The sequence below is a fragment of the Corallococcus sp. AB032C genome, assembly GCF_003668935.1.
GTDB classification, from domain to species: domain Bacteria; phylum Myxococcota; class Myxococcia; order Myxococcales; family Myxococcaceae; genus Corallococcus; species Corallococcus exiguus.
Genome location: NZ_RAWP01000028.1, coordinates 73181 through 95770, shown reverse-complemented (window position 1 = coordinate 95770; position 22590 = coordinate 73181). Strand labels below are relative to the sequence as shown.

21 protein-coding genes are annotated in these 22590 nt (G+C 69.5%); 8 read left to right on the top strand and 13 right to left on the bottom strand.

The window, feature by feature from the left end:
- Positions 1-89 precede the first annotated feature (89 nt).
- The 9 genes from D7X99_RS15140 to D7X99_RS15100 all read right to left on the bottom strand — a co-directional run bounded on the left by D7X99_RS15140 (position 90) and on the right by D7X99_RS15100 (position 9527).
- Positions 90-1403, bottom strand: a complete 1314-nt coding sequence (locus D7X99_RS15140) for a hypothetical protein (RefSeq protein ID WP_121778432.1) — start codon at positions 1401-1403, stop codon at positions 90-92.
- Between the two features lie 91 nt (positions 1404-1494).
- On the bottom strand, positions 1495-3225 hold the full coding sequence (locus D7X99_RS15135; protein ID WP_121778431.1) for a caspase family protein: 1731 nt from the start codon (positions 3223-3225) through the stop codon (positions 1495-1497).
- Positions 3222-4031, bottom strand: a complete 810-nt coding sequence (locus D7X99_RS15130) for a hypothetical protein (RefSeq protein WP_121778430.1) — start codon at positions 4029-4031, stop codon at positions 3222-3224. The genes D7X99_RS15135 and D7X99_RS15130 overlap by 4 nt, the downstream gene beginning before the upstream one ends.
- The gene (locus D7X99_RS15125) at positions 4028-4699 is read right to left on the bottom strand and encodes an RNA polymerase sigma factor (RefSeq protein ID WP_233613395.1); all 672 of its coding nucleotides are present in this window, start codon (positions 4697-4699) and stop codon (positions 4028-4030) included. The genes D7X99_RS15130 and D7X99_RS15125 overlap by 4 nt, the downstream gene beginning before the upstream one ends.
- A 192-nt stretch (positions 4700-4891) precedes the next feature.
- Positions 4892-5167, bottom strand: coding sequence for a hypothetical protein (locus D7X99_RS15120; protein ID WP_121778428.1), 276 nt, complete (start codon positions 5165-5167; stop codon positions 4892-4894).
- Positions 5168-5213: 46 nt separating this feature from the next.
- The gene (locus D7X99_RS15115; protein WP_158627013.1) at positions 5214-6974 is read right to left on the bottom strand and encodes a serine/threonine-protein kinase; all 1761 of its coding nucleotides are present in this window, start codon (positions 6972-6974) and stop codon (positions 5214-5216) included.
- Between the two features lie 161 nt (positions 6975-7135).
- Complete coding sequence (locus tag D7X99_RS15110) at positions 7136-8059, bottom strand: DUF2381 family protein (protein WP_121778426.1); 924 nt, start codon at positions 8057-8059, stop codon at positions 7136-7138.
- 135 nt (positions 8060-8194) lie between these two features.
- Positions 8195-8713, bottom strand: coding sequence for a hypothetical protein (locus D7X99_RS15105; RefSeq protein WP_121778438.1), 519 nt, complete (start codon positions 8711-8713; stop codon positions 8195-8197).
- A gap of 124 nt (positions 8714-8837) precedes the next feature.
- A complete protein-coding gene (locus D7X99_RS15100; protein ID WP_121754290.1) occupies positions 8838-9527 on the bottom strand; it encodes a hypothetical protein in 690 nt (229 codons plus the stop codon).
- A gap of 213 nt (positions 9528-9740) precedes the next feature.
- On the opposite strand from D7X99_RS15100, the gene D7X99_RS15095 reads away from it, so the two are divergent.
- A complete protein-coding gene (locus D7X99_RS15095) occupies positions 9741-10397 on the top strand; it encodes an outer membrane beta-barrel protein (protein WP_158627012.1) in 657 nt (218 codons plus the stop codon).
- 17 nt (positions 10398-10414) lie between these two features.
- On the opposite strand, the gene D7X99_RS15090 is transcribed toward D7X99_RS15095, so the two are convergent.
- From D7X99_RS15090 to D7X99_RS15080, 3 genes are read right to left on the bottom strand one after another with little or no spacing between them, the layout of a single operon-like run.
- Positions 10415-10981: a head protein gene (locus D7X99_RS15090; RefSeq protein ID WP_121778424.1), complete on the bottom strand. Its 567-nt coding sequence runs from the start codon at positions 10979-10981 to the stop codon at positions 10415-10417.
- A complete protein-coding gene (locus D7X99_RS43700) occupies positions 10978-11607 on the bottom strand; it encodes a hypothetical protein (RefSeq protein ID WP_120578212.1) in 630 nt (209 codons plus the stop codon). The genes D7X99_RS15090 and D7X99_RS43700 overlap by 4 nt, the downstream gene beginning before the upstream one ends.
- Before the next feature lie 51 nt (positions 11608-11658).
- Positions 11659-14028, bottom strand: a complete 2370-nt coding sequence (locus D7X99_RS15080) for a lamin tail domain-containing protein (RefSeq protein WP_121756075.1) — start codon at positions 14026-14028, stop codon at positions 11659-11661.
- A gap of 245 nt (positions 14029-14273) precedes the next feature.
- Between D7X99_RS15080 and D7X99_RS15075 the strand changes: the two genes are divergently transcribed.
- From D7X99_RS15075 to D7X99_RS15055, 5 genes are all read left to right on the top strand, one after another.
- Positions 14274-14789 (top strand): transcriptional regulator, encoded by a 516-nt coding sequence (locus D7X99_RS15075; protein ID WP_121778423.1) that lies wholly within the window; start codon positions 14274-14276, stop codon positions 14787-14789.
- Positions 14790-14890: 101 nt separating this feature from the next.
- Positions 14891-15772 carry a nucleotide exchange factor GrpE gene (grpE, locus tag D7X99_RS15070; RefSeq protein ID WP_121778437.1) on the top strand — a complete coding sequence of 294 codons (882 nt, stop codon included), beginning with the start codon at positions 14891-14893 and terminating at the stop codon, positions 15770-15772.
- Between the two features lie 2 nt (positions 15773-15774).
- Positions 15775-17604 carry a molecular chaperone DnaK gene (dnaK, locus tag D7X99_RS15065; protein WP_121778422.1) on the top strand — a complete coding sequence of 610 codons (1830 nt, stop codon included), beginning with the start codon at positions 15775-15777 and terminating at the stop codon, positions 17602-17604.
- 94 nt (positions 17605-17698) lie between these two features.
- On the top strand, positions 17699-18001 hold the full coding sequence (locus D7X99_RS15060; protein WP_121778421.1) for a hypothetical protein: 303 nt from the start codon (positions 17699-17701) through the stop codon (positions 17999-18001).
- 103 nt (positions 18002-18104) lie between these two features.
- Entirely contained in the window at positions 18105-19538 is a 1434-nt protein-coding gene (locus tag D7X99_RS15055; protein WP_121778436.1) for a serine/threonine-protein kinase, read from the top strand.
- A 98-nt stretch (positions 19539-19636) separates the two neighbouring features.
- On the opposite strand, the gene D7X99_RS15050 is transcribed toward D7X99_RS15055, so the two are convergent.
- The gene (locus D7X99_RS15050; protein WP_121778420.1) at positions 19637-20527 is read right to left on the bottom strand and encodes a YsnF/AvaK domain-containing protein; all 891 of its coding nucleotides are present in this window, start codon (positions 20525-20527) and stop codon (positions 19637-19639) included.
- A gap of 360 nt (positions 20528-20887) precedes the next feature.
- Here D7X99_RS15050 and D7X99_RS15045 point away from each other — a divergent pair, with 360 nt between their 5' ends.
- A complete protein-coding gene (locus D7X99_RS15045) occupies positions 20888-21208 on the top strand; it encodes a hypothetical protein (protein ID WP_147476156.1) in 321 nt (106 codons plus the stop codon).
- Between the two features lie 161 nt (positions 21209-21369).
- Entirely contained in the window at positions 21370-22578 is a 1209-nt protein-coding gene (locus tag D7X99_RS15040; protein WP_121778418.1) for an ABC transporter substrate-binding protein, read from the top strand.
- The last annotated feature ends 12 nt before the right edge of the window (positions 22579-22590 follow it).

The window sequence follows — 22590 nt, the reverse complement described above, 5'->3', positions numbered from 1 at the left end:
GGCTCAGGGAGGGGACGGACTCGCTCAAGGCGCGGCGACTGTAGGCGCCCGCTTCCGTGCCCCGCAACCGCCTGCTTCCCTGGCGGGTCTCAACGGGGGCAGTAGCGCGCGTAGCGCAGGCCGCGCGTCGTCTCCATCGCGCCGCCGTCTGGCGGGTAGTAGTAGTGCACGTAGGAGAAGCCCACCTGGAGCCGGTCCTGGGCGTCCAGCTGCACCGCGGAGGAAGCAGGGAACGCATTCCCGCCGTCCAGCGTCTCCACGGTGAGCGGCAGCGTTCCGCCGGCGGCTCTCGTGCCGTCCAGCACCTTCACGACCAACTGGCTGGTGCTCCCGCTGGAGTCCGCGTTCGCGTCCGCATCATCCAGAAGGGCATGGCGGAGGGTCGGGTAGGCGGTGCTTCGCGACAGCGCGGGACCCCGGCTCAGGAAGGCCCCGAGTCCGTACGACGTCCAGCCGCTGGCCTCCTTCGTCCACAGCCACGCCCCCTGGGTGCTGGAGCCCACCACGGAGGGGCGTCCATTCGAGTCCACCTCGAGCGCGATGCGGTAGCGCGGGGAGCTCAAGGGAATCCGCCAGTCCAGCGGCTCGGCGAGCCACGCCCCTGACGTGTTGCTCGCGTACACGACCTGGGACTTCCCCATGTCGTCCATGCGCACGAACACGATGTGGACGTGCCCGGCGGCATCCACGGCGATCCGCTCACGGTCGCCCTTGGCGCCCACCGCCTCCAGTGGCGCCATGTCCCAGCTCCCCGTGCTGGAACGGGTGCCGTGCAGATAGCCCACCTGGGGGTAGGGCCGGCCGAGGAGCAGGTGGGGCGCGTCCTGGGCGTCGAGGGTGATGGCCGCCGCCCAGCCCTCTCTCAGCACCTGGGACCGCCAGACGCCGCCGGTGTCGTGTGCGTAGCCGACGTTGTTTCCCTGCTGGAACAGCACGTGGTGCGTGCCGTCCGCGGCCACGGCCATGTGCACGTCATAGGCGGTCCACACGCTCTCCACGCGCACCGGGACATCGCCCGGCCGGGTGGTGCCCACGTGGAGGCGGGAGTTCTTCGAATAGGCGTAGTGGCCCACGCCCTGCGCGTCGAAGACGAACGCGGCGATGATGATGTCGATTCCCTCGTCCAGCACCCGGGTCGTCCAGCCTGGGACGGCGCCGCACTCGCCGCCATCCGTGCCCGAGTCGGGGAGCGCGCCGCCATCGCCCCCGTCCGGGTCGTCCTCCTCCCCGGCGTCGGGGCGGGTCACCACGAGCTGCACGCAGGTGCCGGAGGCGCTCCGGGTCACCTGGCCCTGCCCGGGTTTGGAGACCCCATTCGTGCAGATGGGGTCGCAGCCAGCCAGCAGCACGGTGGCCACGGCGGCGCTCGACAGCGCGGTGTGCACGAAGAATGAACGGGACACGGAAGGACCGTCAGGGCTCGAGGTTGGCGCGGTGGGCGCGACGGCTGCGCACCCACGCACGGACACGGCCGGGCCCGACGGCCCGCGTCCGCTAGCGCCTCAGTGAGATTTCCAGGCCGTACTGCCCGTCCATGACGGTCTTGCCGTTGGCGGTGACGCGATCCACGCCCACCTGGGCTGAAAGTCGCAGCGGCATTCCCGCGAACCGCCCCGTCACGCCCGCGGCCACGTGGCCGGTGAGCATCGCGGGGTCCGCCTGGCGGAAGCCCGGCGCCGTGAGGCCCAGCAGCCCCCAGCCCAGCCCCACCTCCGCGAACAGCGGCGTGTTCGCGGGACGCTCCAACCCCACCAGCCCCTCCACCGTGAAGCGGTGCAGCCGGATGCCGTCCTGGGCCGCGAGCGGCGTCACGCCATACGCCCCGCGCACGCCGTAGTAGAGCAGGTCCATGGAGGACGGCGTGCGCCACGACAGGCTGGGCCCGGCGGAGAACTTCGCCAGCCCCAACGGCGAGCGCCCCGCGCCCAGGCCCAGCTCCAACCGCGACGTCCAGTCGGACGGAGACGCCACGGCCAGCGGGGAGCGCGCCCCGCCGATGACGGACGGCTGGAAGGGGGTGCTGAAGTCCACCGGCACCAGCCCCACGGCGGCGACGTACTCGTCGTAGAACGAGCGGTCCAGCGGAACGGCGAACAGGCCCCGGCGGAGCGCCTCCTCCGCGGGACCTCGCTCTTGCAATTCGCGCGGGCGCAATTCGGGCGTGCCCGAGGACAGCTGCGCCAGCGTGACGCGCGCCTCCGCGTTCGGCGCGCGCACCCAGTACACGTCGCGAGGCGGCAGCAGGATTTGCGTCCACTGCTGCGGCGAGCGCCGCACGTCCACCAGCCGCTGGCCGTCCGCGTCCTCCACGGAGAGGCGCGCGTACTCGAAGCCGGCGGGGAAGGTGACCCGAGGCCCTTCGGGCGCGGGGCCCACCAGCGGGCGGCGGGGCTCCGCCGTGGGCGCGAAGGCGTTGACGGACAGGCGCGCGGGCATGCCCTTCACGCCATGCAGCGAGGCGGCCACGAACGCGGCCAGCTCGCTGTACTCCACCTGTCCGTCGCCGTTGATGTCCGCGCCGCCCAGGAGGCCGGAGCGGGCCACGTGGCTGAAGACGCCCGCGCGGATGCGGGACCACTCGTGCGTCTCGCCGTCCTCGCTCTCCGCGAAGAGGGCGCCCACGTGGGGGCGTGACGCCAGCTGCTCGCGCGCGAGCACCCCGCGCAGCTCCGCCAGCACCGCCGCGTCCGGCGTCCCGCCGCGGCTGCCCACCACGCCGGAGGCGCGGCACGCATCCGCGATGACGTGCACGTAGTCCGCGCCCAGCGGATCCACGACCTCCGAATAGAGGCTGCTGCGGTCCAGGCGCGCGTCGGCGAGCGTGAAGTAGGCGCGGCCCGCGTCGTCCGTGTTGCCGTGGCCCACGTAGATGATGAGCACGTCCGTCTGGCGTCCCGCCGCGCGGTCCGCGAGCGTCGCCGCCTGCAGCCGCTTCACGGCCTGCTCCACCGCGGCGCGCGTGGGGGCCTGCGCGGACTTCAGCACCAGGCTGCCGCCCTTGCGCGTGGGCTCGTCCGGGTCGACGAGCAGCGTGGTCTCCACGCCCAGCCGCTTGAGCGTCTCCGCCCACAGCACGCCGTCGTCGTCCGCGTAGCGCAGCGGAGCGAGCGCGGGGTCGTCACTGCCGTTGTGGGCGATGACGAGCGCGCGCCGCACGGTCTCCGCGAATGCCTCCGGCGCCGCCATCAGCAGCGCCGCCCCCAGGAGGACTTCCAGCTTCTTCATGGAGAATCCTTTACCCGGACCTCCTGCCTGAGCACCACCACCCCCGCTGTCGTCCCGCTGTGCAGGGCCGACAGGGTTGCGTCCGGGTGCTCTGAGAACGTGGCGGTGACCTCCGCCATATCGGAGCCCGCGGGCAGCGCGACCGTCAGCTCCAGCGGGCGCTCCTCGCCGGCCTTGCCGCTGAGCGGGAAGGGGCCGTTGACCTCTTCGTGGCCGCCGGCGCGCACGCGCACCGCGACGTGGGTGTACGGCGGACGGGCACCCGCCGCGAAGGCCAGCGTGGCGCCCGGGGTGCACGCGGCCCCGGCGCGCAGCTCGCGCAGCGACTGGCCGGGCTTCGCGCAGAAGACGCGCAGGACCGCCTGGGCCACCGGCGCGGTGGACGGGGCCGGGTCATGCACGGCCCCCCGGACGCTGAACTCGGGTTCGGTGGGCTCGGTGGGCTCGGTGGAAGCGGTGGGACCGACGGACGTGGGCGTCACCACCACCGCGAGGAACAGGGCCGCGAGCGTGGCGCCGAGCACGGCCAGGGTGGGCCACCGTGCGGGGGCGGCGTCCGGGGGCGAGGCGGCGTTGAGGGCGGCTTCGAGCCCCGCGGCCGTGAGGGTCTCCAGCTCCGTGGAGGTGGGGGTGTCCGTCTGGCCGGACTCGAAGACGCGGTGGGCGCGGGCCCACTTGTCGTAGCGGGCGCCGCAGCGAGCGCAGGCGTGGGCGTGGCGCAGGAGCCGCGAGGATTCGGGGGTGGATAGCTCCCCCAGGGACCAGCGCGTCAGTCCCGCGTCCACATGTCGCTCGTACCACTTCATGGGAGGCTCCCGAATGGGATGGCGTACAGCAGGGCCAGGGTGGCGAGCAGGGCGCCCAATTGCAGGCGTCCCGGGACGGTGTCGCTGTCCAGCCAGCCCGAGTCCTTCAGGTGTTCGGTGAACTGCAACCGCAGGCGGCGTTCGCGCACCCGCACCTCGCCGCGGGTGAGCTTGAGCTGGTCGGCGGCGGACTCCTGGGACAGGCCGTCCATGAAGCGCAGCTGGGCCAGGGCGCGCCCTTCGGCGGGCAGGGCCTCCAGGAAGCGGCGCACGAGCGTGCGGACCTCGGCGCCCAGGGCCTCTTCCTCCGGGCTCTTGGTCTCGGTGGGGGCGTGGGTGAGCTCCGGAGCGTCATCCAGGGGGATGGCCTCCCGGGCCACGCGGCCGGAGGCGCGCATCAGGTCGATGGCGGTGGAGCGGGCGACGGTGAGCAGGAAGCCCAGGTAGGGGCGCACGCCGTCGTAGGCCTGGCGCATGTGGGGGCGGAAGGCCCGCACGAAGGTCTCCTGATGGGCGGCGTCCAGGTCCAGGGGCGTGAGCGCGACGGAGCGCGTGCCGGTCTCCGAGTGGACGGCGAAGCGCCGGGACAGGTAGCGCAGCACTTCGGGTGAATAGGTGCGGTAGACCTGGGTGAGCACGGCGGTGTCACCCCGGCGGAAGGCCTCCAAGACTGACCGCTCGGTTCCTGGCAGCACGCGGAATGCTCCGTCTCATGGAGGCGCCCGGCCGGGCTCCTTCTGGAAATGAGATACGAAATGACCCCGAAATCCGGGTCGTCCCCACACGCACGGCGCGCGTTTTATTGAGCCCGGGCGTTGGACTCCGGAGCCAAAGGCCGCAGGTTCGAATCCTGCAATGACTCAAGCCGGGTCGGTGGGCGTCTCCAGCGCTTCGCCCGTCCACCATCCCGGCGAGGTCTCCTTCCAGCGAAGCGTGGCAGGGCGGCCGAACAGGTCCACCAGCGTCTGCTCCATTCGGGCCCGGGCCTCCTCGAATGAAGTGGATGGGGTGCTGTCGAGCAGCCTCCCATCCGTGATGCCTTCCTGGGTGTAGATGGCGTAGCGCCAGCCCTCGGTGGGCTTGGGATGGTAGAGCACGACGGAGCGGAGCGCTTCGTTCGCCAGGATGTGGCTCATCCCTCGGGTCTTACCGCAGGCGCATGGCGCATGACCTTGAGGGCCGCTACGGGAACGCGTCCACCACGGTGTAGCCCGCGGTCCGGGGAAGGAGCGCGGCACCGGGCTTGGATCCCGTCTCCAGCGGCCAGAAGCCATCGTCATTCCCGAGGACGAGGCAGACCGGGTAGGTGCGGCCGTCAGGCGTCTCCGCTCGTGTGTAGCGGCCCATGACGCGTTCGCCCCCTGTCCACAGCCGTCCGTAGAGCAGGGTCCCCTCCGGGAGATCGCCGCGTTTTTCCTTCTGGACGCTGACGATGTCTCCGTCGTGCACGGCGAGCATTTCGGCATCCGGACGGAAGGGATAGCGGATGTCGACCGTGATGGCTGCCTTTGCATCCCGTCGCAGCTTCAACGCCTTCATCGCCTCCAGCGCTTCCGTGGGACAGCGCTGGGGCTTGGGCACCACCTGCGCACCCGAGCAGGCAATGAGGGTTGTCGCCGCACCGACAGCCAACGTGCATCCGCGTGACAGCGAACGTCCGCGGCCAGGTGGGTCCTGCTTCAAGGGAATGCTCATGGTGTCCTTCTCCAGCTGGAGCGGCGCAGGGGAAGGAGGGGCCGCTCCGGACGCGGCAGCTTGGTCGGGCCCAGGCGCCCGCGCCACGGAAGGCATGGAAGGGCGAACTGGCGTATCGACGTCGGACCTCGAAAAGAGTCCCAGGCTCCAGCCCAGCCAGACCATGGCCAGCACGCATACGAATCCCACGGCCCCCTGACGCCCCAGGGCCCGCAGCGTCTGTCGGCGGCGCACTGTGCTCGCGGCGAGGATGTCCTGGGCATCCATCCGGGCGACATGGCGCGGAAACCGGCGACGCAGCTCGCGTTCTTCGCGAAGGCGTTGAATCCGGTCCAGGCGCTGGAGGCGCGCATGCTGGAGCGGCACCTCCTGACCCGGTGCCACCGGCCCCGCCATCCCGGGCGACGCCTGCGTCGTGCGTGAGGACTCAGAGGGAGGTGTGGCCCAGTCGAACAGGGGTTGGTCCCAGGTTGCATCCGCATGGGCCAGGACCTGATGCAGTTCGGAGGCCAGGGCGGAGGCGCTGGGAGGCCGTGTTTCGGGCGCGAATGCGAGCAGGCGGGTGACGAGTGAAGCCAGCGCCTCCGGCACCAGCGGGTTGGGCCATGCGCGTTCGGCTTCCTCTCCCTCCAGCGGGAGCGCCGGATAGCTGTCGGTCAGCAGTCGATGGAAGGTGACGCCCAAGGCGTACAGTTCATCCGTCACGCCGTAGCGAGGGCACTCCTGCGACGGCACCGCCATCCGCCAGCGGTGGAGCTGGGGGCTCAAGTAGCGAGCCGTGCCAGGAGGAAGCTGGCCTGTTCCGGTCAGGGGCTTTGCTTCGGGATGCCAGCCCGCACCCCAATCCAACAGGGTGAGCCGTCCAGCGGGCCGGACGCGGAGGTTGTCGCCTTTGACGTCGCGATGCAGGACACCGTGCTGGTGCGCGAAGGCCAGGATCTCCACGGCCTGGATGAGCAATGCGCTCACCTCGCGGGCCGTGGGGTTGCGCGCGCGGGCCCACTCATAGAGCGACTCGCCGTCCACGTGCTCCATCACCAGGAACGGATGGTTCCCGGAGCCCGGTCTCCATGCCCCGGCCTCCACGAAGCGAGGCACTCCCGGATGACGCAGTCGGGACAGCACCTCCGCTTCGCGTGAAAACCAGGGGCTGTCGGGCTGCCGCGCCAGCTTCAGGGCGTACCGCCTGCCGCGAGGACGGTGCTTCGCCTGAACGACGTAGACCGTGCCGTACCCGCCTGAAGCCACGCGTTGGAGGACGCGCCAGGGCCCGATGAGTGTGCCTGGAGGAAGCGCATCCACCATCAGCAGCAACGAAGGTCGGGCAAGGCCATGGGCTATCTGAGCGGGCTGTGTGGATGCGTGATGCTCAGGCCCGGCCTGTTCGCCGGGCGTTGCCTCATGCGGGCTCATGGCGTCACCTGTTCCCAGCGGACGCCGCGTTCGCCCTTTGCGTCCAGCAACTCCAGTGTGAAGGACGTGCCAGCGGGCAGGTCCGGAAGCGCGGGCCACTCCACCACCACGGTGGCTTGCTCCCCAGGCGCCAGCTGCTTCACGTGCATGAGCAGAGGGAACTCACGGGCCGGTAGTGCGTTGGGCCCGCGCGGTGTCATCCGGGCGAAGCCCGGTATCCAAGGAGCGCTCCCTACGGCGTTGATCAGCGAGGTCGACAGGGCACGGGTGTTCTCCGTGCGGTAGAGCACATGAGGGCTCTCAGCGGTCATTCCTGGGCTCGAGGAAGGCTTCAGGAGGTAGGTCACCGCGACACCTTCACGAGTGACATCCCCCATCAACACCGCGCCGCCCAGTCCACGCAGCGCGCACTGCGCACGCAGCGTCGCGAGCCCCGCCTCGGTGACCGCGCACCGGGCCCGCAGGTCCGCGAGTTCCTTCCCCAAATCCTGCGCGGTGCGCCCCTGCCGGAACACCTCCACCTGGGAATCCACCTCCGCCGCCACGGTCGTGAGCACGAACCCCACCTGCGCCGGAGCACCGGGTCCCGCGAAGCGCACGGTGATCACGGGCTCCTTGCCAGCGGGGATGTCCATGGACGCCTTGAGGACGAGCACGTCCTCATGCACCGCCACGCGAGAGAAGAAGGGCGCGAGCACGCTCCGGTCCACGGACTCCGGAACGATGGGCGCATCGAAGGTGACGGTGGTCACCTCATGGGCCGCGACATGCAACGGATGCAGCACCGGCGGCTCCTCCGCGCGCAGCGTGAGCTGCCGGGCCTTGCGTTCCCTGACCACGGGAGTGCGGGACTGCGCCACCGCCGTGGTGCCCATCAGGACCGTCAGCACCAGGGGAATGAGTGAAGTGGACAGCGACATCACAGGTCACCTCCATCCTTCAAACCTAACAGATAGGGGTGACACGCATGAGAGTCCACGGGCCTGGGAGGCCTTTGGCTGCGGCGGCTGGACAAGGAGAACCCAGCCTACCTCAAGGATTGCGTGGGGAAAGGCCTACTCGGCCTTCGAATTTTCGGCTGGAGGTGCTTCGCGAAGCGGAGCCTGCTCCTCGGTGGGTGGAGCAGGGCTGTCAGCGGGGACCTCTGCTGCGTCGGGCTGCACTTCCATGGGGACGTCGGGGGTGCGCGGGGCCTTCGCTACCACTTCGCCTTGGGGGGTGACCGCGTAGACCTGCCACCAGTCGAGGACCCGGCCATTGGGACCACCACACCGGCTGAACCGCTGCTCCACGGCGACGTAGTAAAGGCCGGCGGTCGGTCCGGTGAAGACCGCGACATCAAGACCCTGTTCCGGGCTCGCGCAGCCATGGAAGAGCTGTGGATGGGGATTGGTCCGGACCACTTCCCGCAGCGCTCCTGCCGCGGCCATGGCGGCGCCCGCTTCGGTGAAGGGGAGGACGGAGGCCGAGGACTGTTCATCCGGCCACTGCACCTCCCCCGTCCATGACGGCTTGTGCCGAACGCATCCGCCAGTCAATGCGATGAGCCCTGAGAGCAGGAGTGCCTTGCGCATGGAGACGTTCACTCGTTCATGAGCCGCAGGGTTCCGGGACGGCACTGGGGTGCACTGCTGAAAGGGGGGCCAGTCGAGGCCGTCCAAACCTGTCCGACTGTCGGACAAGTTCGTGTGGATGCCGCTAAGACCGCCGGCCCGTCTTCCGCGCGAAGAACTCGCGGTTGAACGTCGCCACTCCCCACATGCGAGGGTCGTCCGGGAAGCCCTCCTTCGCCAGGGACTCGTCGCTCTGTTCCGCCAGCCAGCGGATGAACTCGTCCCGCGACGCGAAGGTCCGCTCCGGCCTGGCGTCTCCCTGGATGTAGCGGAGCCCCTGCGCGTACGTGCCATCCCCGGACCGCCACAGCGCGCGGGACACGCCCTCGCGCGGGTCGACGGTGATGGACAGGTCCGCCCCCGCGTCCAGCAGCTCCGCCACCCGCTGCGCCAGCGCGCGCCCGTACTTCCGCGAGTCGAAGTGGGCCTCCGCGCGGGCCTGCTCCTTCGCGTCATGCTCCCGCGTGACCGCGTCCGTCATCTGGATGCGAGGCGCCGCGTGCGCGTCGCAGACGATGGCCAGCGCGATATCCCCCAGCCCGGGCGCCGACGCGTGATGCCACCGCATCAGCCCCTGTACCTGGGCGCGCGGTGCTTCCGGTAGCGAACCGAACGTCAGTGCTCCGTCCGGCGCCGTGAAGATCAACGTGTCATCCAGGAGCTCCCCTTGATGCTTCAACGAAGCGGACAGCTCGATGCGGGCCAGCCCACGGGCTTCGCGCTCGGCGCGCAGCCAGCGGACGATGTCGGAGTCTTCGGTCGTCGGGGATGACATGTCTTGCTCCAGGACTCTGGCACGGCGTGAACCTGTCATGAGCTGAAACGAAAGACTGACATTCCTGTCGCGCTTTGGTGCTGTTCCAATGCCCCGCGACGTGCGAAGCCCGGGCGCCCGCATCCTGTGAACCCTGGCCGTGGGCTTGCAATGCGTGGCGCCGCCAACATCCAACCCACGCCGTCGGAAGACGGCCCCTTCACCCTGGACGACATGACTGCTCGACACTTCATCGCATCGCTGGCGCTGACCTCCTGCCTGGGCGCGTTGCCGGCGGCGGCCCAGGAGCCCAAGAGCTCCGGGCTCGCGCTGGGCGTGCGCGGCGCCTTTGGCATTCCGGTGGGCGACTCCGGCACGGACCTCTCGCTGAAGGACACGTTCGGCAGCACCGTGGCGCCGCAGGTGGACGTCTCCTATTTCTTCAACCGGCAGCTCTCGCTGGGCGCCTATTTCCAGTACGGCATCGGCTCCGGTCCCGGTGACGAGTGCGCGGACGGCGCGGACTGCAAGAGCAAGGTCCTGCGCTTCGGCATCGACCTGGACTACCACTTCCGGCCGGCCGGCTTCGTCTCGCCGTGGGTGGGCGTGGGCGTGGGCTATGAGATCGGCTCGCTGGAGGTGGGCGAAGGCTCCAACAGCGCCTGGTTCAAGCTCGAGGGCTATGACCTGGGCCACGCCCACTTCGGCGTGGACCTCCAGCTCACCCGCTCCATCGCGGTGGGGCCTTACATCTCCGCGTCCGTGGGGCAGTACAACAAGGGCGCGATCCGCTTGGGCAATGCCGCGGAGATCAGCAACGACCTCTCCGATGACGAGAAGCAGATCCACGTCTGGATCCAGCCGGGCGTGCGCGTGCAGTTCCGGTTGTAGCCCTCACCGTGCCGCCCTCACGGCTCCTGCGATGGGGGCGTGGGGGCGGGCAGGGGATAGAGGACGCGGTAGTCGATGCGGTGGTGGTAGGCGGCCAGATACGGCGCCCCCGCGACGTCGATGACCACCTGCTGGGGCGGCGTGGGCTGCTGGTTCATCCACGCCTCCGCCTCTGCCTTCGTGGAGAAGGACAGTCCCGAAGGCTGGCGCCGCTCATCCGCCATCTCCTGGAGGTAATGCTCCATGAAGGGGGGCATGAAGACCAGGTGGGTCCGCCCCGTGGCTGGGACGAACATGGCGGAGTAGTAGTCGTCTCCAATCAGCACGCGTGCCGAATCGACTTGGGGCTTGCGCGCGTTCATCGCGGCTTCCGCCTCCTCTCGGGTCTTGAACCGGGCGATGACCAACGGAGGCGCGGAAGCCTCCTGGCTTTGGACATATGCTTCAAACTCGGTGCCCTGCCCGGTGCCCAGGATGAAGTAGATGGCGTCCATCGCGAAGATGAAGGCCTGCTTCTCCTCCTCAGAGGTGCTCTCCGAGTAGTGCCGTCCCAGGACCTCCAACTTGTCGAAGAAGTGCATCATGGTGCGCTCTCCACCAGGTGTTGTGCTGGGGCCACGGATGACGTCGTCAGAAGCAGCGCGGGCGCGAGCACGATGAGCCCCACGCCCGCTGAGACGACGACAAACGCGACCCCTGCGATGACCACCACGCTGCCCACCAGGATGGCGCGTTGGTTGCGCCGGGCCCATTCGGAGACCGCATCCAGCGAGGAAAGCTCCTGCGGCCGGAGCTTCTCAAGGTCGATGCAGTCCAGGTAGGGCTGTTTGCATCGGCGGACGCAGTACTCCTCCTTGCCACCAAGCCCGGGCCGTTTCGTGATGTGACTGAAGTCGCTCCCCAATGGCCGGCTCATGCATTCCTGGATGCACTCGCGGTTCTCCGCGTCACAGTCCCGAACGGAGCGCGCCGTCCGCACGATGCGCCGGCCCTCGGGGGCCTTCACGTAGTGGGCGAGGTCGAAGTCCTCCGCCGGCCGCCACTCCTGGGTGAAGCTCCCATCCGGGGCCTCCCTCAGAAGCAGCACCTGGCGGGGCAGCTCCTCCCGCGAAGGCGGAGCCACCGCCCCACGCGTCCCGCCACAGGCCGCGAGCCACACGCACAACACCACGGCCGTGGCGATTCTTCTCAGATGAACCCAGACGCGCATCCTTCCACCCAAGCAGAACCCCAGGTGGAAGTCATGTCAGCGCGAAGCGCTTCAGAACGCGGTGTTGTCCGCCTTCTTGCCCGGGGTCGAGGCCTTATTGAAAAGGCTGTAGCCCTCGACCCAGATCCCCGTGGGGCTCAGGTCCGGTTTCCGGTTGAACGAATAGCCAGGGTCCACCGGCATGCTGGAGGTCTGGTACGAGTGGCTGTCCTGCACCGTCCCGTCCGCGCGCACCAGGTACACGATGTCACCCGCGCCACCCTGGTTCACGCCCCGGTCGAACCGCAGCCCCAAGCCGCCGTTGGAGTACGTCGAGTACTGCGCCCCCGCTGGCAGCGCGGTCGACCCCGAGTACACCACGTAGGCCTTGCCCGCCGGCAACACCGTGCCCGACACGAACGTGTGCCGTGCCGGGTCCGCGCCCGAGTACGACTTCGCGTCGTGGATCTTCCAGCCGCTCAGATCCACCGACCCCGGACCCGCGTTGTAGATCTCCACGAACTGCTGGTCGTAATCCGGCGTCCCCGCGGCATTATTGAGCGGCTGCGCTAGGTACTCGTTGATGAACACCTGCTGCGTCGGCCGCGTCAGCGTGAACACCCCGTCGCTCACGTCCGCCACGTCCGCGCGCGCCGCGTCCGCCACGCGCACCCGCACGGAGGTGGAGGACTCGCTGGGCACCGTCCACGCGTAGCGGCTGGTGGACGCCGTCAGGCCTGACGCCACCGCGCGCCACACCGTCCCATCCAGCGTGTACGTGATGTTCACCTGCGACACGTTGCTGGACGTCCAGGTGATGTTGAACGTCTGGCCCGCATTCAGCGTCTCACCGCCGTTGGGCGCCGTGACCTTCACGCTTCCCGACTGCCCGGCCGAGCCGAAGTTGAAGTCGCTGAAGATGGGGTAGTGGTCCGACGTGGTGTTCTTGTAGCTGACGATGCTCGGATTGAGCACCTTCGTGGAGTTCGCCACGTGGTACGCCGCCAGCTCGTTCGTCACCAGCTGATGGTCGATGAACTGGCTGTTGCTCACCGTCGAGCGCGTCCCGGACTCCGACAGCGGCTGGGTGAGGAACTTGTAGCGAGCGGAGTCGCTCACGAAGTCCACGTAGGGTGATGGAGCCGGTTTTGCCGGGTCGGAATTCACAGGCGGCAAATAGTAGATGGACGCGTCCACGTCGTCGTTCCAGTCGCCCAGCACCATCACGTTCTGCGTCGGCAGGTTCGTGTCCAGGTAGTTCTTGAGGCACGACGCCGCGCCCTGGCGCCGCACGTACGAGTCATATTCCGCGTACGCCTTCATGTGCAGCACCATCACAGTCAGGTCCACCGGAGAGCTGCCCCGGAGCACCTTCAGGTCCACGCGCAGCGGCGGCCGGTACGCGAAGTCCTGCGCGCAGTCCGTCAGCACGACGTTCGAGCTCACCAGCTGCACCGTGCTCGTCTTGTAGAGCAGGCCCACCTTCTGGGCCGTGGGGCCGTACCAGCCATCACCCGCGAGCAGGCCGCTGTAGCCGCTGAGGTTCGCCGTCAGCGAGTTGAACGCGTCCACGCCGACGATCTCCGCCACGCCCAGCACGTCCGGCCCCGCGTCCGCGATGACCGCGGTCGCGTTGGCCAGCTGCAGCGCCTCGTCCGAGGGGCCCTCGGCCGTGGAGCCGAACCACTCGATGTTCCAGTTGCCCACCTTCAACGGCACCGCCGTCGGCTGCGTCCCGCCATCCGTCTTCGTCCCGCCGTCCGTCGTGCCGCCGTCCGTCTTCGTCCCGCCATCCGTCACCGGACCGCCGTCGGGCAGCTCCCCGGTCGACGTGGTCAGGGGCAGCTGGATGACCGCCTCCGCGTGGGCGCCGTTGGCGTCCTCCACCCGCACCGTGAACTCATACAGCGCCGGGCCCTGGGGCGTGCCGGTCAGCACCCCGTCCTCCGTCAGCGTCAGGCCGTCCGGAATCGCTCCGCCCGCCTGCGACCAGGTCAGGGGCGGCGCCCCGCCCGTGGAGGTGAAGGTGAAGGTGTAGAGGCTGCCCTCCTTCGTGGAGGGCAGCGGCGACGTCGTGGTGATGACCGGCGCCGGCCACACGCGCAACGGATAGCCTCGCGTGTGCTGGGCGCCCTTCGCGTCGCGCACCACCATCGTCAGCGTCCACTCGCCGGCCGTCGTCGCCGGGCCCACCAGCCGCCCGCTGTCTCCATAGAAGGAGAAGCCCGGCGGCACCTGGTCCACCGAATACGTGAGCGGCGCCGTGCCGCCCGTCGCCGTCAGCACCTTCTCGTAGACCGCCCCCACCGTGGCCGCCGGCAGCGTCACCTGGGGCAGCACCGGCCCCGTGGTTTCCGGTTCGTTGGAACCACAGGCCACCAGCGCGAACAGGGACGTGAGCACGACGAGCGATGACACCGCTCGGAAGGACCGGGACGACATAGGGGAACACTCCAGCACCGGGCCCGCCCCAACGCGGCCTCCCCGGAAGAGGGCACGCACCTTAACGTGTCTGCCATCCGACTGTCGCGCGCCCCCCCTCTTGCACCCCGGCGGAGCCCCTGACGCACTGCCACACGGCAATCGATGGCGCGCTCCGCCGTCGTACACGGACAGCGCGGAAGGCTTTGCGCGCGGTCCACACGTGCAGTTGGATGGGTTCGAGCAGACGACGGAGGAGACGCGTCATGGCCGAGAAGTGGGACAGGCAGTTGATGGAGTTCCTCAAGCGCACCGGCGAGGACCTCAAGCGCACCACGGACGACCTCCGCGGCGAGGCCGAGCGTCTCCTCAAGGAAGTGAAGGACCCGGAGAAGCAGGCCAAGGTGAAGGAAGGCCTCGTGCAGCTGCGCACCTGGGCCGCCGCCACCACCAAGACCGCCGCGGAGAAGATCGAGACCGCCGTGCGCCGCGTGGAGACCTCCGTCGAGGAGGCCTTCAAGCCCGGCTCCACCACCGGCACCGCCTCCGCGCCCGACGCCGAAGCCAAGGCCGCCAAGACGGCCAAGGCAGCCCCGGAGGAGGAGGCCGCCCCCAGCCGCCCGCCCCGCGCCAAGAGCTCCGGCGCGTCCAAGGGGGGCAGCAAGTCCATCGGGCGCAAGAAGACCGCGAGCGCTCCCGCCGCCGCCAAGGGCGCCCGGGCCCCGAAGAAACCAGCTTCCAAGAAAACGTTGGGCCGCAAGAAACCCGCGCCCGGGGCGTGAAGTTCCGCTGCCCATGAAGTCGCGCCTGCCCGCACGCCGGGCATGCGCGACCGCCCCGGGTCCTGTTGGATCGCTCAGCGTCGCGTGAGATAGTGCGCGCCGTGTCGGGTACCAAAGACAAGGACAGCCTCCAGACGGACATCGGGCAGGACGTGATCGACGAGGCGGTTCGCAGCGTCGAGCGTCGGATGGACGGAGACGCGGACAGTGCGGGCTCGGAGACGGAGGTGGAGCTGGACGTCTCCGCCCCGGCCGCCGAAGCGGACGTCTCCACCCCCGAAGTCGCTCCCCCCACCGAGGACGCGGCCGCGCTCCGCCAGGAGGTGGAGTCGCTGCGCGCGCAGCTGGAGTTCAGCCAGACCAAGGCCCGCGAGACGCTGGAGCGCCTGAAGGAGGCGCACGAGCGCGCCAAGGACTTCCAGGACCGGGCCATCCGCTCCGCCGCGGACCTGGAGAACTACCGCAAGCGCGCGCAGAAGGAGAAGGAGGACGTCCAGAAGTTCGGCGTGGAGAAGCTCCTCAAGGACCTGCTCCCCGTGGTGGACAACATGGACCGCGCGCTCGACGCCGCCAGCAAGTCCCCCGACTTCGACAGCTTCCAGAAGGGCGTGGCCATGACGCGCAAGTCCTTCGAGGACTCGCTCGGCCGCCACGGTGTGAAGGGCTTCTCCGCCAAGGGCCAGCCCTTCGACCCGCGCCTGCACGAAGCCATCCAGCAGGTGGAGTCCGCGGAAGTCCCGGCGGGCCACGTGCTCTTTGAAGTGACGCGTGGCTTCCATCTCAACGACCGCCTGGTGCGTCCCGCCATGGTCGTCGTCGCCCGCGCGCCAGAAGTCGTCGCGGCGCCGGAGCCCGTTGCCGCGGCGCCGGAAGCCGCCGCGCCCGCGGCCGGCACGGAAGCACCGAAGGCGTCTGAAGAAGGCAAGAGCGCGGAGCCCCAGACTTCCGCGCCGTCCGACAGTTCCTCCGGGGGGAGTCAGTAGTCATGGCGAAGGTGATTGGAATCGACCTGGGCACCACCAACTCCTGCGTCGCCGTGATGGAAGGCGGCGAGCCGGTGGTCATCCCCAACAGCGAAGGCAGCCGCACCACGCCCTCCATGGTGGGCTTCACCGACTCCGGTGAACGCCTGGTGGGCCAGATTGCCAAGCGGCAGGCCATCACCAACCCGGAGAACACGGTCTTCGCGGCCAAGCGCCTCATCGGCCGCAAGTTCGACTCGCCGGAGGCGAAGAAGGCCATTGGCGTCTCCTCCTTCAAGGTGGCGGCCAGCCCCAACGGCGACGCCTGGGTGGAGATTCGCGGCAAGGGCTACAGCCCGCCGGAAGTCAGCGCCATCGTGCTGATGAAGATGAAGCAGACGGCGGAGGACTACCTCGGAGAGCCCGTCACCGAGGCCGTCATCACCGTCCCCGCCTACTTCAACGACAGTCAGCGCCAGGCGACGAAGGACGCGGGCCGCATCGCGGGCTTGAGCGTGCTGCGCATCATCAACGAGCCCACGGCCGCGGCGCTCGCGTACGGCCTGGACAAGGTGAAGGACGCCACCACGGAGCGCGTCGCCGTCTACGACCTGGGCGGCGGCACGTTCGATATCTCCATCCTGGAGCTCACCGCCGGCGTGTTCGAGGTCAAGAGCACCAACGGCGACACGTTCCTGGGTGGCGAGGACTTCGACCAGCGCCTCATCGACTACCTGGCCAAGCGCTTCGCGGAGCAGAACAATGGCCTGGACCTGCGCAAGGACCGCATGGCGCTCCAGCGCCTGAAGGAGGCGGCGGAGCGCGCCAAGCACGAGCTGTCCAGCGCCCCGGAGACGGAGGTCAACCTCCCGTTCATCACCGCGGACGCGTCTGGCCCCAAGCACCTCACGGAGACCGTGGACCGGTCCACCTTCGAGGCCCTGGTCGCGGACCTCATCGACCGCTCCATCGAGCCGTGCCGCATCGCGCTCAAGGACGCGGGCCTCACCGCGCAGGCCATCAACCAGGTCCTCCTGGTGGGCGGCATGACGCGCATGCCGCGCGTGCAGCAGAAGGTGAAGGAGTTCTTCGGCAAGGAGCCCCACAAGGGCATCAACCCGGATGAAGTCGTCGCCGTGGGCGCCGCCATCCAGGGCGGCGTGCTCAAGGGCGAGGTGAAGGACGTCCTCCTGCTGGACGTCACGCCGCTGTCCCTGGGCGTGGAGACCGCGGGCGGCGTCTTCACGAAGATCATCGACAAGAACACCACCATCCCCTGCAAGAAGGGCCAGGTGTTCTCCACCGCGGTGGACAATCAGCCGCTCGTGTCCGTGCACGTCCTCCAGGGCGAGCGCGAGATGGCGGCGGACAACAAGACGCTGGCGCGCTTCGAACTGGTCGGCATCCCGCCCGCGCCGCGCGGCGTGCCGCAGATTGAAGTGTCCTTCGACATCGACGCGAACGGCATCGTGCACGTGAGCGCGCGCGACCTGGGCACCGGCAAGCAGCAGCAGGTGCGCGTGGTGGGCAACTCCGGCCTGTCGGAAGCCGAAATCCAGGGGATGATCAACGACGCCCAGTCGCACTCCGCGGACGACAAGAAGAAGAAGGAGCTGGCGGAGCTGCGCAACAACGCGGACGGGCTCATCTACACCACGGAGAAGAGCCTGGAGGAGTACGCCAGCCTCCTGTCGGAGAAGGACAAGGGCGAAATCCAGGCGGACCTGGAGCGCCTGCGCTCCGTGCTCAACACCTCCGACGCGGGCGTCTTGAAGGAGGCCTTCCAGCGGCTGGAGGGCAGCGCGTACCGCATCGCGGACGCCATCTACACGGACCAGGCCAAGTCCGGCTGATGCCTCACCCCGGGCGCGGGCCGGGCGGTGCAATCGCCCGGTCCCCCCGTTCGTAGGCCCGGGGGTCCGCCTCTTTTTCCCCGGAGCCTCCCTCATGGAACTGACCGAAGCCGTCATGATCATCATGGTCACCGGCATGACCGTCGGTGTGCCGCTGCTCGGCCTCACGCTGCGCTTCGCCCTCAAGCCCGTGATTGAGACGTGGCTGCGCGTGCGCGAGGTCCAGGCCCGGCCCGCGGGGGAGCTGGAGGCGCTGCGCGCGCGCGTGGCGCACCTGGAGTACATGCTGGACCGCCACGGGCTGCTGGAGCACCCCGTGACCCGCGCGACGCCGGAGCTGGGTGAACTGCCGGAGCGCCTGTCGCCGATGGTGCGCGTGGACCGCGAGCGCGTCTGACGCCCCACCCGGTGGGCGCTCCATCCCCGCCGGGTTTTCGGGTATTGATGGACGCGTGGCGTTCCAATCTCCGGAAGAAGAGCTGGCCTTCCTGCGCGGCCTGATGGCCGTGAACCGGATGGCCGACGACATCCTCGAGGACTGCCTGGAGCGGGGTCTGGACCTCGACACCGGCCTGGATGTGTTCCTCACGCAGTGCGCTCGCATGGTGCACGCGAAGGCGGGCTTCGTTTCGCTCCGGGGCACGCGCGGCCCGGTGCTGACGCGCGTGCTGGGCGAGCTGGGCGTGGACGTCTTCGAGGCGGCCCACTGGAGCGGCCCCCGGAAGCTGCGCGAAGGCCGGATGCTCTTCTGCCAGCAGCTCACCCTGGGGCGGCTGAACCTGGGCGGACTGGGGCTGGTGGTGGATGGGGCCTTCGAGGACGGCGGCCAGCGGGTGATGGGGCTGGTGGAGGCGATTGGCGAGCAGCTGGACTCCGCGGTGCTGTCCTTCCTGGCGCTGACGGACGGCCGGGGACCGCTGGAGCGGCTGGACGAGCTGGACGTGGAGGGCACGCCCGTCAACCGCGGGCGCATTGGCCGCTATGAGGTCGTGAAGCCCCTGGGCACGGGCGGCATGGCGCAGGTGCTCATCGCGCGCACGCGTGGGCCGGAGGGGCTGGGGCGGCTGGTGGCGCTCAAGCGCATCCTGCCCCACCTGACGGCGCAGCCGGAGATGGTGCAGCAGTTCCTGGACGAGGCGCGCATCGGCCTGCGGCTGTCGCACCCCAACCTGGTGCACGTCTACGACTTCGGCGAGGCGCAGGGCGCGTACTACATGGCCATGGAGCTGGTGAACGGCATCGACCTGGACCGGCTCTTGCGCGCCAACAAGGGGCCGCTGGAGCCGGCCGTGGTGTCCGCCATCGTGTCGCAGGCGCTGATGGGGTTGCACGCCGCGCACTCGCTCAAGGGCGAGGACGGCGCGTCCCTGGAGTTGGTGCACCGCGACCTGTCGCCGCACAACGTGATGGTGGGCTTCGACGGCCAGGTGAAGGTGCTGGACTTCGGCGTGGCCAAGGTGCGCGCGCAGCGCACGGTGACGCTGCCGGGCATCGTGAAGGGCAAGCCGCTCTACATGTCCCCGGAGCAGGCGCTGGGCCAGAAGCTGGACGCGCGAAGCGACCTGTTCGCCATGGGGCTCGTCCTCTACCAGGCCCTCACGGGACGACGCGCCTTCGAGCGCGAGGACGAGTTGGACACCATGAAGGCCATCTGCCAGGAGAAGCTGACGAGGCCTCCGGAGGTGCTCGCGCCCCTGTGGAACGTGCTGTCGGTGGCGCTGTCCAAGGACCCCGAGGCCCGTTTCCCCACCGCGCACGCCATGGCGGACCGGCTGGTGGCCGCGTGTCCCCCCGCGCGCGATACGGCACTGGCGGCGCTGGCGGGACGGTTGTTCCCGGAGCGTCTGCGCGACTCGCAGCGGCTGGAGACCGCCGTGGACCGCCAGCGGGAGGCCCCCACCCGCGCGCCGCCGCCCACCCGCACTCCGCGCTGACATGACGATGCGCCACCTCCCCCGCACACCGCGCGCGTGAAGGCGCGGCATGCGGGGGCGGAGCACAAGGACTGTTCGAGGCTTCCATCCCGTCCGCGCTACGAGCGCTTGAGCGGGTCGATGTCCGCGTCCGCGCGGTAGCCGGCGCGGCGCTTCTCCTCGTCCACGTTGGGCTCGGTGCGCACCACCTTCACGTCCTCCAGCTCCTCGTGGCGGACGCGGCCCTCCATGCTGCGGCGCTCCTCGATGGGGCGCTTGTGGATGGTGATCTCCTCGTCCGTGTACGCGCGCTTGGTCAGCTCCGCCTCCTCCGCGCTCAGGGGGATGCGGATGGTCTCCTCCCGGAAGTCCGCCACGTCGCCGGGAATGTTGTCGCCCTTCACCGCCCGGCGCACCACCTCCACCTCCTCGTGGCGCAGCGGGACCTCCACCGTCTTCCGCTCCTCGACGACAATCTTGCGCACCTGCGCCTCGCCCGCGGAGCGCTGGCGTTTGGTGACGCCCAGCTCCTCATGGTGCGTGCGCAGCGTGACGTCCTCGTTCGCGATGCGCTCGGCGGCTCGGATGTCGGTGCGCAGCTCGCGCTCCTCGGCTCGGATGTCGGTGCGCAGCTCGCGCTCCTTCAGCTCCCGTTCCTTGATGCCGATCTTCTCCGCGCCGGTCCGGGCCACGTCCCCGACCTTCTGGGTGCCCGTCTTCAGCCCCGCGCCAATGCCACCCATGGTGCCGCCGGTGGCCGTCGCCGCGGTCGCGCCCACGGCGCCGGCGTCGGACAGCCCTCGCAGCGCCTCGCGGCCGTGGTTGAGGTAGATCTCCCCGTTGCGGATGTCGCTCACCTCCAGGTAGCGGACCAGGTAGTCCTTCGGGAAGAACATCCCCTTCTCGATGTGGAACTCGCCCTCGCTCACGGCGAACACCTTGCCCAGCTTCTCGCCGTCGCTGCTGCGGACCGTCATCCCTTCCTTGATGTCGTTGCGCTTGATCATCATGGACTTGGCTCCTTGTGCCTTCACGTCGGGTCGGATGTGGTCGCGAGCGGAACGCCAGGGCCGTCCAGCGCGCTGGAGAGGGTTTCCTGGGGGGAAGTGGACGCTGAAGTGTCCGCCACGGCCATCACCCGAAAAGTGGGTTCAATGACGCCCAAGAAAACCCCTGGTGCTGGATGCTCCAGGGGCTCGGTACGCCGTACGCCGTTGGCAACGCCGTGCCGGACGCCTCCCCGCTCCCTGTCAGGAGGGCGGGCATGCGGGAGCGGACCCCCCGGGCTTCACGCTGGCCGCGCGCGTCCCCACACCTCACTGTGAGAGCGCGAGTCCGGAGGGTCCGGCCCGCACGAGGAGGCGTCTGCGATGCGAGCCACGAGACCTGGCCGGGGACTCGGATGGATGACTGGCGCGGTGGGACTGCTGGTGGCGGGCCGATTCCTGCGCCGCCGCTCGGGGGCGGCGCTTCCGGAGTCCATTCCGGAAGAGGCGCCAGTCCTGGAGCCCTTCACCTGGACGCCCACCGTGCTGCCGGACGCGGAGGACCCTCCCTCCGCCGGGTGGTCGCTGACGCACGAGGACATGGCGCCCTGGGAGGACGGCGAGGCGCAAGAGGCCGGGCCCCAGGTCCCCCCGAGGATCCGCCGGGGACCGTCGGGCCGGGAGCACTACTGGCTGGAGCCCTGAGCGGACCTGGCGCGCACTTGGGGTTGGGGCAGGGGGTCGCGACAGCGATGTTTCGGGGTGTTGGCGGGACTCCGGAGCCAAGCTGTGCGCTTGACCCATGGGGAGGGCTCCCCTAGAATACCGGGGCTTTGCCCGTCATCTCCCCCGGAGGAAGCCCCCACATGCGACGACTTGCCCCGATGCTCCTCGCCGCGCTCGCCGTCCTGGCGGCCGCCTGCGAGAAGAAGACGCAGCCCACGGGAGAGGCGGGAGGCGCCCCCTCGACGCAGGCCCCGGCCACCGCGCAGGGCGGCACGCCCCCGGCGGGTGATGACGTCATCGTGCTGGGCGAAGTGGGCGCGCTGACGGGCGGTCAGGCGACGTTCGGCATCTCCACCCGCAACGGCATCGCGCTGGCGGTGAAGGAAGCCAACGCGGCCGGCGGCGTGAAGGGCAAGAAGCTGGTCGTGCGCGTGTACGACGACCAGAGCAAGCCGGAGGAGGCCGCGCAGGCCGTCACCCGCCTCATCACGCAGGACAAGGTGGCGCTCATCCTGGGCGAGGTGGCTTCGTCCAGCTCCCTGGCCATGGCGGAGAAGGCGCAGGCGGCCGGCGTGCCCATGATCACCCCGTCGTCCACCAACCCCTCCGTGACGGAGAAGGGCGACAACATCTTCCGCGTCTGCTTCATCGACCCGTTCCAGGGCTTCGTGATGGCGAAGTTCGCGCGGGAGAACCTCAAGCTCAACAAGGTCGCGGTGCTCCAGGACAACAAGAGCGCCTACTCCATTGGCCTCACGGAGGTGTTCCGCCAGAAGTTCGCGGAGATGGGCGGGAAAATCACCGCCACGGAGAGCTACAGCCAGGGCGACACGGACTACCGCGCGCAGCTGACGGCCATCAAGAAGACGCAGCCGGAGGGCATCTACGTGCCGGGCTACTACAGCGAGGTGGGCATCATCGCCCGCCAGGCGCGCGAGCTGGGCCTGAAGGTGCCGCTGATGGGCGGCGACGGCTGGGACTCCGAGAAGCTCTTCGAGCTGGGCGGCAGCGCCATTGACGGCAGCTACTTCTCCAACCACTACTCGCCGGACAACCCGGACGAGCGCGTGAAGAAGTTCATCGCGGACTACAAGGCGGACAACAACGGCGCGGTGCCGGACGCGCTCGCGGCGCTGGGCTACGACGCCGCGCGCGTCGCGATTGAAGCGCTCAAGAACGCCCCGGACACCAGCGGCCCGGCCCTGCGCGCGGCCATCGCGAAGACGAAGGACTTCCCCGGCGTGGCGGGCAACATCACGCTGGATGCGAAGCGCAACGCGGTGAAGTCCGCCGTGGTGCTGAAGGTCGCGGACGGCAAGTCCACCTACGTCACCACCATCTCGCCGTAACCCAGGGCCCAC

Bases quoted from the DNA above. Each gene is read 5' to 3' on its own strand.
- dnaK (WP_121778422.1), top strand. From the start codon at position 15,775: ATGGCGAAGGTGATTGGAATCGACCTGGGCACCACCAACTCCTGCGTC.
- D7X99_RS15050 (WP_121778420.1), bottom strand. From the start codon at position 20,527: ATGATGATCAAGCGCAACGACATCAAGGAAGGGATGACGGTCCGCAGC.
- D7X99_RS15095 (WP_158627012.1), top strand. From the start codon at position 9,741: ATGACTGCTCGACACTTCATCGCATCGCTGGCGCTGACCTCCTGCCTG.
- D7X99_RS15135 (WP_121778431.1), bottom strand. From the start codon at position 3,225: ATGAAGAAGCTGGAAGTCCTCCTGGGGGCGGCGCTGCTGATGGCGGCG.
- D7X99_RS43700 (WP_120578212.1), bottom strand. From the start codon at position 11,607: ATGCGCGTCTGGGTTCATCTGAGAAGAATCGCCACGGCCGTGGTGTTG.
- D7X99_RS15120 (WP_121778428.1), bottom strand. From the start codon at position 5,167: ATGAGCCACATCCTGGCGAACGAAGCGCTCCGCTCCGTCGTGCTCTAC.
- D7X99_RS15040 (WP_121778418.1), top strand. From the start codon at position 21,370: ATGCGACGACTTGCCCCGATGCTCCTCGCCGCGCTCGCCGTCCTGGCG.
- D7X99_RS15080 (WP_121756075.1), bottom strand. From the start codon at position 14,028: ATGTCGTCCCGGTCCTTCCGAGCGGTGTCATCGCTCGTCGTGCTCACG.
- D7X99_RS15055 (WP_121778436.1), top strand. From the start codon at position 18,105: ATGGCCGTGAACCGGATGGCCGACGACATCCTCGAGGACTGCCTGGAG.
- D7X99_RS15075 (WP_121778423.1), top strand. From the start codon at position 14,274: ATGGCCGAGAAGTGGGACAGGCAGTTGATGGAGTTCCTCAAGCGCACC.
- D7X99_RS15105 (WP_121778438.1), bottom strand. From the start codon at position 8,713: ATGCGCAAGGCACTCCTGCTCTCAGGGCTCATCGCATTGACTGGCGGA.
- D7X99_RS15100 (WP_121754290.1), bottom strand. From the start codon at position 9,527: ATGTCATCCCCGACGACCGAAGACTCCGACATCGTCCGCTGGCTGCGC.
- D7X99_RS15130 (WP_121778430.1), bottom strand. From the start codon at position 4,031: ATGAAGTGGTACGAGCGACATGTGGACGCGGGACTGACGCGCTGGTCC.
- D7X99_RS15060 (WP_121778421.1), top strand. From the start codon at position 17,699: ATGGAACTGACCGAAGCCGTCATGATCATCATGGTCACCGGCATGACC.
- D7X99_RS15110 (WP_121778426.1), bottom strand. From the start codon at position 8,059: ATGTCGCTGTCCACTTCACTCATTCCCCTGGTGCTGACGGTCCTGATG.
- D7X99_RS15045 (WP_147476156.1), top strand. From the start codon at position 20,888: ATGCGAGCCACGAGACCTGGCCGGGGACTCGGATGGATGACTGGCGCG.
- D7X99_RS15090 (WP_121778424.1), bottom strand. From the start codon at position 10,981: ATGATGCACTTCTTCGACAAGTTGGAGGTCCTGGGACGGCACTACTCG.